Source organism: Streptomyces daliensis (genome assembly GCF_054782395.1).
In genome coordinates this window covers 23,226-38,058 of the sequence record NZ_BAAGSO010000002.1, presented here as the reverse complement: position 1 = coordinate 38,058, position 14,833 = coordinate 23,226, and the positions used below count along the sequence as shown (strand labels likewise).

Sequence of the window (14,833 nt, the reverse complement as noted above, 5' to 3'; positions counted from 1 at the left end):
TGCACATCACAGTTGGCGCTCGAAGAGTCACAGAGCGTCTGCCCGTTCGCGTTGCGCCGATATTGGGCGTTGGAGGAGCCATGTCCCTCATGGCAGAGGCAGGAACCGCGCAGTGCAGGCAGGAACTCACCGTTCGTCCGGAGACGTTCGGTGACGTCCGGCGCGTCGTCGAGGCGCACTTCCGTTTGTGGGGCTACGCCTCGTTAGCGGAGGACGCGTCGCTGTGTGCGCACGAGTTGGTGGTGAACGTGTCGAAGCACAGTGGGTCGTGCTCGTGCGTACTGGTTCTGGAGCTATGCCCAACGGTGTGCGGGTCACCGTCAGCGACACCAGCCAGAAGCTGCCCGTACTCCAGGCCCCGGACTGGACGACTGAGTGCGGGCGCGGCCTGCTGCTGCTGGAGCTGATGGCCGATGCGTGGGGCTCGGTGCCGACTGCCACCGGCAAAGACGTGTGGTTCGAGATGCGTCTCGGGACGATGGAGGTGGCAGCGTGACGATCACACACCACCCTGGTCTTGCGCAGCGCGAGGGCCGGGTTCTGGAAGTTGAACGTGTGCCGCTCGCACCGGTCACCACCCTGCGCATCTACGTCGAGGCGTTGCACGAGTCCTTCGTCCAGGACGACGAGATCGATGACGTGCTGGACGTCGTGCTCGGGAAGGAGTCGGCGTTGCTGACTCCCGAGGAGTTGCACGAGGTGCTACCGCGCCTTCGTAAGATCCTGCGCCAGCTCGTCAACATCGCCGTCCAGCGCGCTTCCGGCGAAGGAGGTCCGGAACTGGCTGATGTCGTTGCCCGCGCGCAGCGGCTCGATGCGGCCCCGGCTCCTGCCGATTTCCGGACGGCGAGTGGGTTCGCCCGGCGCCTGGCTTTGGTGTCCGTCGATGTGCTGGAGGTTCTGGCCGTCGCCGAAGAGGACGCCGCCCACAGGCGGTGGTCGGTGTGAGCCTTCCGCGGACCTACTGGTGCCATGTGGACTACACGGACCCCGACGGCTTGCTGCGCGGCCCGCTCAGCGAGTGCACCTCCTACCCCGGCATAGCGGTCACCTGGCTGCGCGAGACGGTGCGCACCATCGCCTTCCCCCTCGACCACGAAACGTTCGGCGTGGTGTGGGCCTGGCTCGGTGACCACACGGGAGCCGACGCGGCCGTGGATGACCTGCGGTGCGGCAGGCCCTACGACGTCCGGGTCGGCGCGGGCCTGCATCAGTGGACGCTGCACGCCCGGCCCGTCTCCCTCCTCCCCCTCGCCAGCTCCTGTCCCGGTACCTGGTCCTGACGCCCCCGCGCCCCTCACACCCCCACCCAACTGCCCCGGAGAGAGCATGTGCGCCACGAACGCCGACACCGCGACCGAGACGGCGAACTCCCGCCCGCAGCACCGCGCGTTAAGCCCGGCAGAGGCCCTGGACGCGGTGCACGCACTGCACGATGCCCTTCGACAGGCCGGTGTCACCGCGCGCACGAGCAACGACGGCGACGCGTGTACGGTCGACGCCGATGACGCGATCACCCTGGCGCGTGTGGTGCGTGAGGGTCTGCGGGAGCCGTTGAAGACCATCGAGGACCTGACCGGCTGCCTCCGTGCCCACGACCTCGGCATGGAGGAGCCCTGCCTTACGGGCGGCAAGGTCGAACTCGGCGACGTCTCCGTCCCCGTCGCCGCCCAGCTCGCCGTGCTGCTGGGCGCATCGCCGGAGAAGGTGAACACCGCGTGCGACGAGACGAACGATCTGGCCCGGTGGGCGCACGGAGAGCGGGTCGGTGACCTGCTGACCGCAGCCTTCCGCACGGCCACCGGCCACACGCTGGTCGACTACCTCTTCCACCCGGACTGCCTGAGCTGCCGACGGGAGATGGCCCTCACTCTGGGGCGCATCGGCGTCGATGCCGCACAACGCCTGGTCAAGATCCTCCAGTACGGCCCCTGAACCGGCCGCCGCCTCGGCACCGAAGTACCGGCGCGAGGGCGGCCCCTGCAAGTGGGTCCTCTTTGTCCCGGCGCGGCCGACCAATGCCTCGGCCCCCAGGACAGTCCCGTAGAGGATGCGACGCCACTCCCCCGTCACGACGGCGGGCGGGAGCAGGCGCCCCGACCGCCGCTCGCCACCGCGGGCCGGGCGGCGGTCGGCCACGCACCTTCCCCTCACCCCCCCTTCCTCACCCACCCCTGCCCAGAGATCGATGTGGAGTGAAGTGCGCATGACCCCGCGCAACCACGACCTGCACGGCCGTGCAGGTGTCGAGTACGCCCGCGACGCGCTGGAGATAGCCCTGCACGCGGCGGGCCTGCCCCTCAGCCTGTACGTACGGTCCACCCCCGCGCTCGCGGGGACCACCCTTCTCGACCTGCGCTCTTTCAAGCCCTTTGCCGAGTCGTGACCAACAGGGCGCCTTTGCGGACCATTCCTGACCTCAGCCCCTCCCACCAGCACGAACAACAGGCGACAAGGAGCCAGGATACGGAAATCTGCCTGTTGCCACCGGAAGTCAGGCCACTGCCCCGACATACAGGGCGAGGGCGAAGCCGAGGCGGACACGAACTCGGCCCAGGGCTGGCTCTCAGCCGACATACCGGAAAGTGCGTGCCCGTACGATCGCCGCGGTCCGTCGGTAGCCACTTTCTCGAAGTTCCAGATGCACGGGGCCTGCTGGGTCTTGGTCAGTTCGAAGAAGCGACTGCCGAGGTGCGGGCAGCTCGTGCGAACTACGCCGTCGTCAGAGGTTCCACTATGTGCAGCTATCGGAAATGACCGCTGGGAGACGCCCACGCGGCCTACTGGGCGACGCGGATGCGCGAGATGCTGGTCCTGTCTCGGTAGAAGCTGAATGCGGTCTTCTCCTCCGGAGCACTCCCACCACCCGTGCCCTGGAGGCCGGGGCGGGCCATCCCCACCGGGACGGCGTACCGGACCGATCTCTGGAGGTCTCCGTGGAAGACGAGTTCGATTTGGACATCAGCATCCTGGAGTCCGGTGACGACTCCGCCGAGCTACTCGTCCTCACCGACGACGGCTGCGGCAGCACCTGCGACAGCCCCTGCGCCACCAACGTGGCCTGACGGTAGCCGTTCCGAAGCAGCCGGGTGCCGCCCTGCGAAGCGTTTCGTCGTAGGGCGGCACCGGGTTGGAAGGTCTCGCGAGGGAGCAGAGGGCGATGAAGCACAGTCCGCTGTACCGGTGCGCCGACACCGCGATGGTGCGCGCGTCCCTGCACTCCCGTCCGCTGCCTGCTTGGCCGGACTTCTCCGACGGCTCTGCACACGGCGTGGTCGGATGGCGCGAGTGGTTACGAGGCGCCTGGAGGAGAGAGGATCTCGTGGCGGCCGTCGAACACGCCAGTCCGTCGTTGGCTCGGCAAGTCCACGCGATCGGCACCGGCGAAGTCGATGACGCCAGACAGGTACGTCGTTCGGTCTTGGCTCTCGTGCGCTACGCGCTGCGGATGCACGGAAGATCCACGCCCTTCGGCCTGTTCGCTGGCGTCGCTCCTGCGGCCTTCGGCGCCCAACCGGACGTGTCCTGGGGCCATGACCACCGTGCCTGCGCACGCGCTGATGGCTCCTGGCTCGCCGACGTGGTCAGCCGCCTCGAAGCATGCCCGGCCGTCCTCCATCGCGTGCCCCTGGTGCGGAACAACACGGTCTTCCCACGCGGAGGACGTCTCGTGGTGCCCTACCCTCCGCGCTCTGACGGCGAACGGCGCCCCGCTGCCGAGGTCTCGCTGCGCTACACCACGCCCGTACGGATCGCGGTAGAAGCCGCTCGCACTCCGGTCCGAGGCGGCGAGCTGGCGGAGAAGATCCGTGCGGAGTTCCCTCTCGCGGCGCCGTCCAAGGTCGAAGAACTGGTTGCCAGCCTGGTTGGCCAAGGTGTCCTGATCAGCGCCCTGCACGCACCTGCCACCACCTTCGACGGCTTCTCGTACCTGATGGCGCAGGCCACAGCCGCTGGCGTCGAGGACCTCGGGGAAGTCGCGCCCTTGATGAGCCGGTTGCGCTCCATCCACGACGGGATGGCCTCGTACAACTCGACGCACGACACGGCGAGGAAGCGGCGGCTGCGCGCCGCGCTCCGCACCGACATGCTTGCTGCGAGCACCGTGGTGGAACAGCCGCTCGCGCTCGACTCGCGGCTGGACTGCACTCTCGTGCTACCCCATTCGGTCGCCCGAGCAGCCGAGGAGGCGGCCTCCTTGCTGACACGTCTCAGCCCTTTCCCCCACGGTTCACCAGCGTGGAAGGGCTATCACAACCGGTTCTTCGAGCGGTACGGCATCGGCTCTCTCATCCCTCTCCGTGAACTGGTCGACCCGGATATCGGGCTGGGCCTGCCCCAGGGGTACCTGGACGCCGAGCCGGAGACGGGCGAGCCCTTGAGTCGCCGAGACACGCTCCTGCTCGCCCTGGCGCAGCAGGCAGCTCTCGATGGGCACAACGAGGTTGTACTCGATGAGGAACTGGTCGAGACACTGACGGTCGGTGAGCCGGGCCATGCACGGCTGCCGCCCCACCTTGAGCTGCGTTTCCGACTCCAGGCCGCCGACATCACCACGCTCGCGCGCGGCGACTTCTTCCTCACCGTCATCAGCCCCTCGCGCGGTATCGGTACCACGACCGGCCGCTTCCTCGGCCTGCTGGAGCCAGAAGAGCAGGGACCGATCAGAGAGGTCTTCGACGATCTGCCGACGAGCACTCCCGGTGCGCACCCGGTGCAGCTCTCCTTCACCCCCCTCAGACGAAGCGACACCCACGTCGCCCGGGCCCCGGAACTGCTGCCAGAGGTGATCAGTCTCGCCGAGCACCAGCGCGACAACGAGCGCCTGATCCCGTTGGACGATCTCGCTGTGGGCTGCGATCCGCAGCGCCTCTATCTCGCTTCCGTCTCCCGTCAACGGTATCTGGAGCCGACGGCGCTGCATGCCCTGGACCTGCGCCGCCACGCTCCCCCGCTTGCTCGCTTCCTCCTGGAGGTCGCCAAGGCGACCTCCACCGTGGTGACGCCCTTCGCCTGGGGCGCTGCCAGCTCGCTGCCGTTCCTGCCTCGCGTGCGGTCAGGGCGCTCGATCCTGGCTCTTGCCCGCTGGCGCCTGCATCGAGGTGATCTCCCTGACGGCCGCGCCACGTGGTCACAGTGGCGGGAGGCCCTGGAGCAGTGGCGGAACCGTCGTCGCGTACCGGACTGTGTGGCTCTGACCGAAGGTGACAGGGAGCTACGGCTGGATCTCACCGAGACCGCGCACCTCGCGCTCCTGCACTCGCACCTGGCAGGGTCGGAATCGGCTGTCCTGACCGAGGCGCCGCCCGGCGCGGACGGCTGGTTCGAAGGACACGCCCACGAGGTCGTCGTCCCGCTGACCGCCACCGGTCCGACGCAGCAGCGAGGGGAACCGCCGGTCGCCGCCGCGCGGGTGCTGCCCCGCGACCACGGACACCTCCCCGGTGCTTCTCCGTGGCTTCTGGCCAAGATCTACAGCAGCGCTGAACGGCATCCCGAGATTCTGGGCCAGCACCTGCCTGATCTGCTCTCCCGATGGCAGCGGCCACCGATGTGGTGGTACATGCGCTACCGCGATCCGCGCTGGCATCTGCGCCTGCGTATCGCTCTGGCCGACCCCGACGACTTCGGCATGACCGCCGCGCATGTCGCCGCGTGGGCCGCACGGCTACGCCAGCGGGGTCTTGTCGGGGAGGTGCAGTTCGCCACCTCCTACCGGGAAACCGGCCGTTGGGGGCCCCTGGGCGGCATGGAGGCCGCCGAGGCCGTGTTCGCCGCGGACTCCGCTGCCCTGCTCGCCGCGTTCGCCCAGCCCGTGCGGCCGCATCCGCAGGCGCTGGCCGCCGCGAACTACATCTCCATCGCCTCGGCGTTCACCGGCAGCACCGCCGCAGGCATGGGCTGGCTGATCCGGCACGGGCGTCTCACCGACAGCGCGCCGCTGGATCGCGCGGTGCGCGCGGAAGCGATTCGGCTGGCGGACCCGGCTGAGGGGTGGGCAGCCCTGCGCGCGGCGCCCGGGGGACAGGCCATCCACACGGCCTGGGAGCCCCGGAACCGCGCGCTGGCCGCCTATCAGGCCCGGTTGCGCGGCGCCGAGGACGGCACCGATGTGAACGCGGTGCTCGACTCTCTGCTGCATGCCCACCACATCCGGGCCGCGGGGATCGACAGGGCCGACGAGCGTATCTGTACCCGGCTGGCCCGAGCCGCTGCTCTCGCCTGGAGGGCACGAAGGGGGTAACCGTGGAGAACCGCCAGGCCCTGCGGAAGGCGACCGAGCTGCTCGCCGAGCGTCTTGCCTCCCCCGAGCAGGTCAGCACCTGGAACCTGGCGCACGGCTGGTGGCCCCAGTCTCTGGCCCGAGGTGCCCTCGGCGTGGCGCTGCTGCACATCGAACGGGCCCGCACCGGCTGCGCGTCCTGGCAGCGCGTGCACGACTGGCTCGCCTGCGCTGCGCACGATGGGGTCCTCGGCGGTCCGGAAAGCCACCTGTTCTATGGCGCCCCCGCTCTCGCCTTCGCGCTCCAGGCGACCGCCGACCGGCCCGGCCGCTACGCCCGCGCCCTGGACACGCTCGACCAGCACGTGGCCGCCACCGTCCGCAGCCGGTTGAAGAAAGCGCACGCGCGCATCGACCGCGGTGAGCTGCCGGCACTGTCGGAATTCGACGCGATCCGGGGCCTGTCCGGCATGGCAGCCATGCTGATGCGACGCGAAGTCCACGCGGACCTGGCCAGGGATATGTGCGCCTATCTGGTGCGGCTCACCGAGCCGATCAAGAACGACGGGGAACTGCTGCCCGGCTGGTGGAGCGACCTGGCACCCTCTGGCACCCGCACCACCGACTTCCCCGGCGGACACGCCAACAACGGCATGGCACACGGGATCGGCGGTCCCTTGGCCGCCCTCGCGCTGGGCATGCTGCACGGCATCACCGCTCCCGGCCAGAGCGAGGCGATCGAACGGATCTGTTCCTGGCTGGATCGGTGGCAGTGCCAGGGCGCGGCGGGTCCCTGGTGGCCGTACTGGATCACCCGCGAGCGCCTGCGTACCGGGGAGCCGGGCGCCGGGCCTTCCCGCCCGTCGTGGTGCTACGGCGCCGCCGGGCTCGCTCGCGCGCAGCAGCTCGCCGCCCTGGCCCTGCACGACACCGCACGGCAGCGCAGGGCGGAGGACGCGCTGCTTTGCGCGGTGACCGATCAGGGACAACTCGACCAGATCGTCGACGCCTCGTTGTGCCACGGCTTCGCCGGTCTCATCCATCTCACTCGGCTCATGGAAGCCGACGCGATCTCCCCCGGCTTGCCGCAGGCGGTGCCCAACCTTGTGCAGCGACTCCTGCCCGCCCGGCCCGAGTCGCTGTCCGAGTCCTTGCTGGCCCCTCGAAGCGGTCCGGTCGATATCGGCCTCCTCGAAGGGGCGGCAGGAGTCGCCCTGGCCCTGCACAGCGCCCGGACGGGAACAGCGGGCACCGCCGCGTGGAACGCGTGCTTCCTGATTAACTGACCAAGGAGAAGGAACCTGTGCGCGACGCCGAGTGGCCCCAACGCATCATCGAGTTCTCCGACTGGTCCCGCGCGGAAAGCGTGGCCGTCACCCGCCTCCGTCCCCTTCTGACGGCAGCTACCCGTGACGGACTGCTCCAGTGGTCCTTCATCCGCAAGGCCCCGACCTGGCGTCTGCGCTACCGCACCCCGCCCGGCGGCACGCCGCCTCTGGACCAGGCACTGAGCATCTTGGTCACCGACGGTGTGATCCACGCATGGGTGCCCGGCATCTACGAGCCGGAGACAACCGCGTTCGGGGGACCAGCCGGTATGGACGTCGCCCACGAACTCTTCCACCGCGACAGCCTCCACGTCCTGGACCAACTCGCCCGTTGGCAACAGTCCCCCGACCCGCCCGGCCTCGGCCGCAGGGAGCTGGCGGTCATGTTGTTCAGTGTGTCCATGCGCGCCGCCGGACTCGACTGGTACGAGCAAGGCGATGTGTGGGCAAGGGTCGCCGCCGAGCGCCCCCGCCCCCCTCGCCCTGTGCCGCAACGGCACCGCGCCGCTGTACGGCGGCTGATGACGGTGGATGCCGGACGGCTCAGCAACTCGGGCGACGGCCGACTGGCGCCCCTCGCCGACTGGATCTCCACCTTCGAGTGGGCAGGCCAGCAACTCGCACGCCTGAATCGCCACGGACGGCTGGAGAGAGGGCTGCGAGCCGTACTCGCACACCATCTGATCTTCCACTGGAACCGTCTGGGCCTCCCGCGCGAGGACCAAAGCGCCCTGTCAACGCTGGCGAAAGAGGCAGTCATGGGTACGAGCGAAGATGCCGCGTCCACACCGGGCAAGAGCAACGCGACGGCTACTGTCGCCGGTGTGAACAGCGACTCGACCGAGACCAGTCCCGATGATCTGCGCGCCCGCTTCGTAGACAAACTGGTCAGCAACGGCAGCATCCGCACCCCGCACGTCGAAGAGGCGATGCGATCCGTACCCCGGCATCTCTTCGTGCCACAAGCACCATTGGAGAAGGCGTACTCCAACTCCACCGTGGACACCAAGCTCGACAGCGCGGGTCGGCCGATCAGTTGTGCCTCCCAGCCCAGCATTGTGGCCATGATGCTGGAACAACTCCAGGTCGAGCCCGGCATGAAGGTGCTGGAGCTGGGCGCCGGCACCGGTTTCAACGCCGGGCTCCTGGGCCACCTCGTCGGCGAGAAGGGGCACGTCATCACCATCGACGTGGACGAGGACATCGTCGAAGGTGCCCGCTCCGGACTGGAAGCCGCCGGGCTGGACAACGTCACCGTCCTCCTGGGCGACGGCGCCCAGGGAGACCCCGCCAACGCCCCCTACGACCGGATCGAGGCGACCGTCGGCGCCCACGCGGTCCCCCACGCCTGGCTCGACCAGCTAGCCCCCCAAGGGCGCCTGCTCTCCCCCCTGCGGCTGCGCGGCAGCGTCTCCCGCTCAATCGCCTTCGAGCGCGACGCCCAGGGGCGCTGGCGCAGCGTCGGCTCCGAGATGAACACGTTCATGCCGCTGCGGCGCGGAATCGCCGATGACCCCCGGGCTTACATCCCGCTCTCCGAGGACGGCAGCGTGACCCTGGTGGCCAATGGCGACCAGGACCCGGACGCCAACGCGCTCGCTGATGTGCTGGCCCAGCCGCGGGCCGAAGCCTGGACGGGCGTGACCCTCCGTGGACCTGAATCGCCTGAGTGGCTGGAGCTATGGCTCACCTGCACGCTCCCCGAGGGGCTCAGCCACATGCCCGCGAAACGGGAAGCCATCGACAGCGGCCTGCTCACCAACCCCTACCCCAGCGCCACCGCGACCTTCGACAAGGGGACACTCACCTACCTCACACGGCGCAAGGCCGACCACACCGCTGCGGACGGCGCCTCGCTGTACGAGTTCGGGGTGATCGGCCACGGGCCCGAGGCCGAACAGCTCACCAAGCGCGTCGCCGACGCGGCGCGCACATGGGACGCAGACTTCCGCAACCGGGAGGTGGCCTTCGAGATCCAGCCGCTCGACGCCCCCGCCCCCGAGCACGAGCCCGGCCGGTTCGCCTTCGACAACCCCCTGAACCGCATCATCATCGAGTGGCAGTGAGATGGAGATCGGCCGGATAGCGAGGCGCTTCCCGTTGGTCGCCCGCCCCCGCCCCGCCTGCCCGCCACTCGACGAACGCGTCGAGGAGGTAGTCGAATTGGCTCGCTCCGCTGAGCGGACGGCGAAGCTGAGCCTGGCGGCACTCGCGCAGAACAAGGCGGCCCTGATCGCCAGCGACTGCGGCGTACCCGATCTGGCCCGCACGCTGTGCTGGCGTCACGCCGAGGTCTTCCTGGGCGCACAACCCCTGAGCGCCCAGGAGGCCCGGTACGCCCTCGAACCCGTCGTCAACCTCGCCCGGCTTCTCGTACGCGACGGAGACGGGAGCAGCGCCTATCGCGTGCTCGAAGATCTGGTGCACGCGGCGAAGTCAGGTGGTCGTGCGGAAGTAGACGGTCACACCGTGCGTTTCGAGAACCTGACCGCCACACAGGAAGACCACCACCAGCTCCACAGATGGCTGTGGACAGTCCTCCTCGCAGACGGAATCCGCGCCTTGGTCACAGCGGGAGAATGGGAACGGGCCCGCGCTCAAGCCCGGCAGCACCGCGGAATCGGCACCCGCCTCCTCGACGGCCGCCAGGTGGAAATCGTGGGCCGCTGCCTCGCCGGAGACCCAGCAGACGCCCACGCCCTCTTGAACAGCAGTGTCACAGCCGAACCGTGGGAACGCCCCGTCGCCTCATGCCTGGCCATCCTCTGCCAACACCAGGCCGGAAAGGTCGAGCAGACCACGCTCGCCACCATGGTGCAGGACTACCTCAGCCTGGACACCCCAGCGGAACTGGACCTCTTCCGCACCCGAGTCGGGCTCGCCGCTCTCGATCTGTCCGAACTGGACCCCGCTCACACCTCCGCCATCACCGACCGGCTCCTGACGGAGGCAGCAGGCGGTCGCAATGGCTACACCGCCCGAGAGGTACTGGCCCACCCCACCTGCCGAGAGCGGCTGGAGCCAGCCACACAACGAGCCCTGCGCACGGCCCTCTCGTCCTCCGGGCTCGGCCAGGGACACATTCCGACGTACCTGGAACAAGACCTCCTGCACGCCGCAGAGCACAGCGCCACAACGGCGCAACACCTTCTCGCACACAGACAAACCGCCGACCACAGCACCTGACCACGCCTGTCCGACAACCGTCCTAGCGTCGGCGGCATGCATCACCGCAACGAGAACAGGCACCGCGTACGGATCACCACACGGGCCCGAAGGCCAAGACCGAGATCGACGGGCACCGAATGACCCGGACGCGCTGACCAGATACACGCTCAGCCACCTCGCCGGTGTGGCGCCGCCTCATCCCCCTGCGGAGCCTGGATGTCGGGCCGGGCCAGCTCTGAACGCTCCCGCGATGGTGGCCGCCGTCAAATCCATGCTCACTCGTGGATTTGGCGCCGCCGGAATTGCAAGCTACAACAGCACTCCCCTGGCGGGAGACTCCGCTCGGGACGAACGAGTGATGTGGTGTGAACTTTGGCAACAGTTTCGGACAAGGGAGCCGATTCACCCGGCAAGCGGTGGGTCGTGCGCTACCGGGAACCCGCTGGGCGCAGTGCACGGCAGCGTGAGAAGTCCTTCGACCGCAAGAAAGACGCGGTGGACTTTGCCACGAAGGTGGAGAACGACAAGCGGGAGAACACCTACATAGACCCGACGGCTGGCAAGGTGTCGCTGCGGCGGTACATCGAGGACTGGCTCAGCGGATCCATATTGTCGGCCGGAACCTGGGAGTCGTACGAGCGCATCATGCGGCTGCACGTACTCCCGCACCTGGGAAGCAAGACGGTCTCGCAGGTCACGGCAGCCGACGTGGAGTCTCTTTTACGCGCAGTGGACCAAGGAAGGGGCCAGGCCGAACACGGTCGAGTCCCGCAGTATCGCGATGTCCGCGCTGTTCTCACACGCCGTGCGTCACAGGCGCATATCCAGGAACCCCGTAAAGGAAGCACACAAGGCCGAGAACTCCGTGATTCCCGTCGACGAGCGGGATCTTCCCAGCCTCGACGAAATTCAGGCCATCGCACGGGCCATCGGCCCTCGCCTGGAACCCGCCATATGGCTCATGGCCTGTGGCGGCCTGCGTATCGGTGAATCGCTCGGCGTCTTCCCTGAAGACCTCCTCGACGGAACATTGCGCTTGAAGCGCCAGGTAGTCCGCTACAAGGGCCTGGACGGGCGATACGCAGCGCGCTACGCGCCACTGAAGCATCGGAAAGAAGGGGAATGGCGCGATGTTCCGATACCGGAATACTTTGAAGCCTTCGCTTCACATCTCCCCGTCCTCAATCAAGCTGGCGGGATGCCCTATCCCGATCTCCTGCGCAAGTCCTGGGACCGCGCCATCGAACGTCTCGGGCTGAGGGAGTACACGCCTCACGATTTGAGGCACAAGTGGGCGACCGTGACCTTGACGAACGGGGTGTCCATCCATGAGGTGTCCCGATGGCTCGGGCACCGGTCCATCAAGATCACGGTCGACCGTTACGGGCATCTCACCCGGGACGGCCGCGAGCGCTGCCGCCAGGTGGTGGAGGCGACCTTCGGCCAGCACCTGCCCACGGTGCTGACCGGGACTCCGGCTACAGGATGCCCAGTTCCTTCAGCACCTGGTGCTGAGTTGGTGCTGGGTTCGTCGGGAAGTAGATGTAGCACACCCCGCCCGTACCACTCTTCACCTGCCCGTTCGCGTCCTTCCGCTTCGTACGGAGCCAGATGTTCTCCCATTGCCGCCGCTTGTAGACGCGGCGGACGGCGGCGTTGCTCGGGGAGGCGGGGTCGTTGGCGATGATGTCGCCGGACTTGGTGAAGCCGATGACGGTCATCAGGTGTCCGGCGGTGCCGTAGCCCGCGCCGTCGAGTTCGGACTCGATGAAGGACTGGGAAGTTATCAGCGGCAGACCGGCCGCGATGAGGCGTTCCGCCTGGGTGAGGCTGTCGAGGCGGGTGACCACGCCCTGCATGTCCTTGTACGTGCTGGCGTAGGCCGCGTTGAAGGGCCAGTTGCCGCAGCCGTTGTACTGGTAGTCGAAGGTGTGGCGGGCCGCGTGGCAGACCTGGGGGTCGGCGTAGGAGGGGTCGACCCACGCCAGGTCCTCGCTGGTGGGCTTGCGCCCCCAGAACTCGATGATCATCTGCGAGGAGGTGGGGCTGCACCACGCCTCGCCGCCGCCGTCGTACTCCGGGTACTGCCCCTTGTGGATCTCCTGCGAGTAGCGCGGCACCTTCAGCTCGACGCCGGTGGCCGGGCCCGGCTTGGAGGCGGGGACCTCGAAGCGGTCGGGCACGTCCGAGGCCATCGCGCCCAGGCGCCACACCGTGGGGGTGTTGCCGCCGCCCTGGGTTCGGTGGAGGGTGAGGCGCAGCCGGTAGGTCTTGAGCCGCAGGCCGCTCGCCAGGTCGTCGATGGAGAAGGTGTCGGTCCAGACGCTGCTCTTGTTGTCGCTCTGGTCGTCGACGGAGGTGCGGCGGGGCACGTCGGCGCCGTCGCCCGACGTCCAGATGCCCATCGTGTACCAGGGCGTCTCGGTGCCGTCGGTGTAGGTGCCCTTCAGCTCGATCCTGATCCAGGTGCCCTCGGGGGTGTGCGCGTTCCAGGAGGCGATCAGCTCGCCCGCCGGGACGGCCGGGGTCCGGGGCTGGCTGGTCCAGGTGGCGTACTCCCAGGTGGCCGTCTTGTCGGTGTGCGGGTCCTTGTAGTCGACGGTGCCCTTCGGCGTGCCGATGACGATTCCGGGGCGTGCGCCCTGCTCCGTACGGGTGCCGTCGGCGGCCCCCTTCGACCAGTCCTCGTACGTGGACCAGGAGGCGAACGCCACGTAGGAGCCCTTCTTCCCTGGCTTGCCCGGCTTTCCGGGCTTCCCCGGGAGGGTGCCTCCGGTGCGCTGGGGGCCTTCGCCCGCGAAGGCGGCGGGCGCTGCCACGGCGCCGGCCGCCGCGGCGACGGCGGCGGCCAGCAGGGTGCGGCGCGTGGTGGGTCTGCGGTTCATGGCGGTGGATCCCCCAGTCGGTTCCCGGACCTGCGGCAGGTGCACGTCATTGCGTCAGACCTCAACTATCACCGCTCGGGGCCGTCGCGGGCCAGAGCCGCGTTCTCTCGGCGCGCCATCAATATTGGTGTGGACCAGTGACATGACCTGGGTCGTACGCTGTCAGGGATGACCCGCCCCGCCCGCCCCGCCCGGCACGCCCGCTCCGCTCCCACGGCCCCGCCCGTCTCCCCCGCACGCCTCGCCGCGCTGCTGCGCGGGCTCCGCCCGTCGTGCGGCCCCGTGCGGCTCGTCGGCGTGGACGGGCACGCCGGGTCTGGCAAGTCGACGTTCGCCGCGCGGCTCGCCGTCGAGCTGGGGGGAGCGCCCGTGCTCCATCTGGACGACCTCGCGAGCCACGACGCGCTGTTCGGGTGGACCGGGCGCCTGTCCACACAGGTGCTGGCCCCCTTCTCGCGGGGCGAGGAGGCCCGGCACGAGGTCTACGACTGGACGCGCCGCGCCTTCACCCGGTGGCGCGCGCTGCCGCCCGCACCCGTCGTCCTGCTGGAGGGCGTCGGCGCGGGACGGCGCGCCGTGCGCCCCCAACTGGCGGCGCTGGCGTGGATGGACATGGCCCCGTCTCGGGCATGGGGGCGGGGAAGACGACGCGACGGTCCACAGTTGAGGGAGTTCTGGGAGGGGTGGACGCGCGCCGAACGTACGCATTTCGCCGATGACCCCTCGTCTCCATATGCGAATTTTCTGGTGCGGGAGCGGCCCGAGGGATACGAGGTGCGCGAGGGGCCTGCGGGACACCCCTGACCACCCTCCCCGGTGACGTTGGGTAACCCCTTGGGTGGTGTAGTGCGATGCCCCCCAATGGGCCCGAAAGAGCGGCTTGACCCGGGAGCCGTACAGGAATTACGTTTCCAACAAGCGGTCTGTACAGGCTGCCTACAGACGCGAAGCCCCCGGTTGTTCCCCCGTGACCGGGGGCTTCGTTCTGCCCGCGGCCCGCCCCCGACGGAAGCTGGCAGGCGCCGACCGTTCACGTTCCGTCACCACCGCTCCCCCATCCGACCGTCGCGCTCTCCCCCATCACGCCCGTACGCCGCCCTTCGGCGCCGCCGATCCCGCAGGTACGATGCGAAATGGCGCGGGAATCTGGGCAGCATCAAGGAATGGATACCAACTCCCGCACCGAGTACGGATGTTCGTCCCGCGCCGCATCCGACGGCACGCGGACG

13 protein-coding genes and 1 pseudogene are annotated in these 14,833 nt (G+C 68.9%); 13 read left to right on the top strand and 1 reads right to left on the bottom strand.

Translation table 11 applies throughout. The features are described 5' to 3' along the window. Positions 1-295: 295 nt before the first annotated feature. From ACYVOO_RS00395 to ACYVOO_RS00340, 12 genes and pseudogenes are all read left to right on the top strand, one after another. Positions 296-496 (top strand): ATP-binding protein, encoded by a 201-nt coding sequence (locus ACYVOO_RS00395; protein ID WP_461013646.1) that lies wholly within the window; start codon positions 296-298, stop codon positions 494-496. Continuing rightward, positions 493-948 carry a DUF6415 family natural product biosynthesis protein gene (locus tag ACYVOO_RS00390; protein WP_461013645.1) on the top strand — a complete coding sequence of 152 codons (456 nt, stop codon included), beginning with the start codon at positions 493-495 and terminating at the stop codon, positions 946-948. The genes ACYVOO_RS00395 and ACYVOO_RS00390 overlap by 4 nt, the downstream gene beginning before the upstream one ends. Beyond that, complete coding sequence (locus ACYVOO_RS00385; protein ID WP_461013644.1) at positions 945-1,283, top strand: hypothetical protein; 339 nt, start codon at positions 945-947, stop codon at positions 1,281-1,283. Before ACYVOO_RS00390 ends, ACYVOO_RS00385 begins: the two co-directional genes overlap by 4 nt. 46 nt (positions 1,284-1,329) lie before the next feature. Next, positions 1,330-1,935, top strand: a complete 606-nt coding sequence (locus ACYVOO_RS00380) for a hypothetical protein (RefSeq protein WP_461013643.1) — start codon at positions 1,330-1,332, stop codon at positions 1,933-1,935. Positions 1,936-2,206: 271 nt separating this feature from the next. After that, a complete protein-coding gene (locus tag ACYVOO_RS00375) occupies positions 2,207-2,386 on the top strand; it encodes a hypothetical protein (protein ID WP_461013642.1) in 180 nt (59 codons plus the stop codon). A gap of 550 nt (positions 2,387-2,936) precedes the next feature. After that, positions 2,937-3,065, top strand: a complete 129-nt coding sequence (locus ACYVOO_RS00370) for an FxLD family lanthipeptide (RefSeq protein ID WP_461013641.1) — start codon at positions 2,937-2,939, stop codon at positions 3,063-3,065. Positions 3,066-3,322: 257 nt separating this feature from the next. Beyond that, positions 3,323-6,244, top strand: coding sequence for a lantibiotic dehydratase (locus ACYVOO_RS00365; protein WP_461013640.1), 2,922 nt, complete (start codon positions 3,323-3,325; stop codon positions 6,242-6,244). Positions 6,245-6,246: 2 nt separating this feature from the next. After that, the gene (locus ACYVOO_RS00360; protein WP_461013639.1) at positions 6,247-7,509 is read left to right on the top strand and encodes a lanthionine synthetase C family protein; all 1,263 of its coding nucleotides are present in this window, start codon (positions 6,247-6,249) and stop codon (positions 7,507-7,509) included. Between the two features lie 17 nt (positions 7,510-7,526). Beyond that, positions 7,527-9,617, top strand: a complete 2,091-nt coding sequence (gene fxlM, locus ACYVOO_RS00355) for a methyltransferase, FxLD system (RefSeq protein WP_461013638.1) — start codon at positions 7,527-7,529, stop codon at positions 9,615-9,617. Between the two features lie 97 nt (positions 9,618-9,714). Beyond that, entirely contained in the window at positions 9,715-10,737 is a 1,023-nt protein-coding gene (locus tag ACYVOO_RS00350) for a hypothetical protein (protein ID WP_461013637.1), read from the top strand. Positions 10,738-11,142: 405 nt separating this feature from the next. Then, entirely contained in the window at positions 11,143-11,709 is a 567-nt protein-coding gene (locus tag ACYVOO_RS00345) for a tyrosine-type recombinase/integrase (protein ID WP_461013696.1), read from the top strand. Then, positions 11,681-12,103, top strand: a pseudogene (locus ACYVOO_RS00340) (tyrosine-type recombinase/integrase); the annotation flags it as partial. The gene ACYVOO_RS00345 and the pseudogene ACYVOO_RS00340, both read left to right, overlap by 29 nt. Positions 12,104-12,197: 94 nt before the next feature. On the opposite strand, the gene ACYVOO_RS00335 reads toward ACYVOO_RS00340, so the two are convergent. Further along, on the bottom strand, positions 12,198-13,604 hold the full coding sequence (locus ACYVOO_RS00335) for a peptidase C39 family protein (RefSeq protein ID WP_461013636.1): 1,407 nt from the start codon (positions 13,602-13,604) through the stop codon (positions 12,198-12,200). Positions 13,605-13,772: 168 nt separating this feature from the next. Here ACYVOO_RS00335 and ACYVOO_RS00330 point away from each other — a divergent pair, with 168 nt between their 5' ends. Continuing rightward, a complete protein-coding gene (locus ACYVOO_RS00330) occupies positions 13,773-14,408 on the top strand; it encodes a uridine kinase family protein (protein WP_461013635.1) in 636 nt (211 codons plus the stop codon). Positions 14,409-14,833 lie beyond the last annotated feature (425 nt).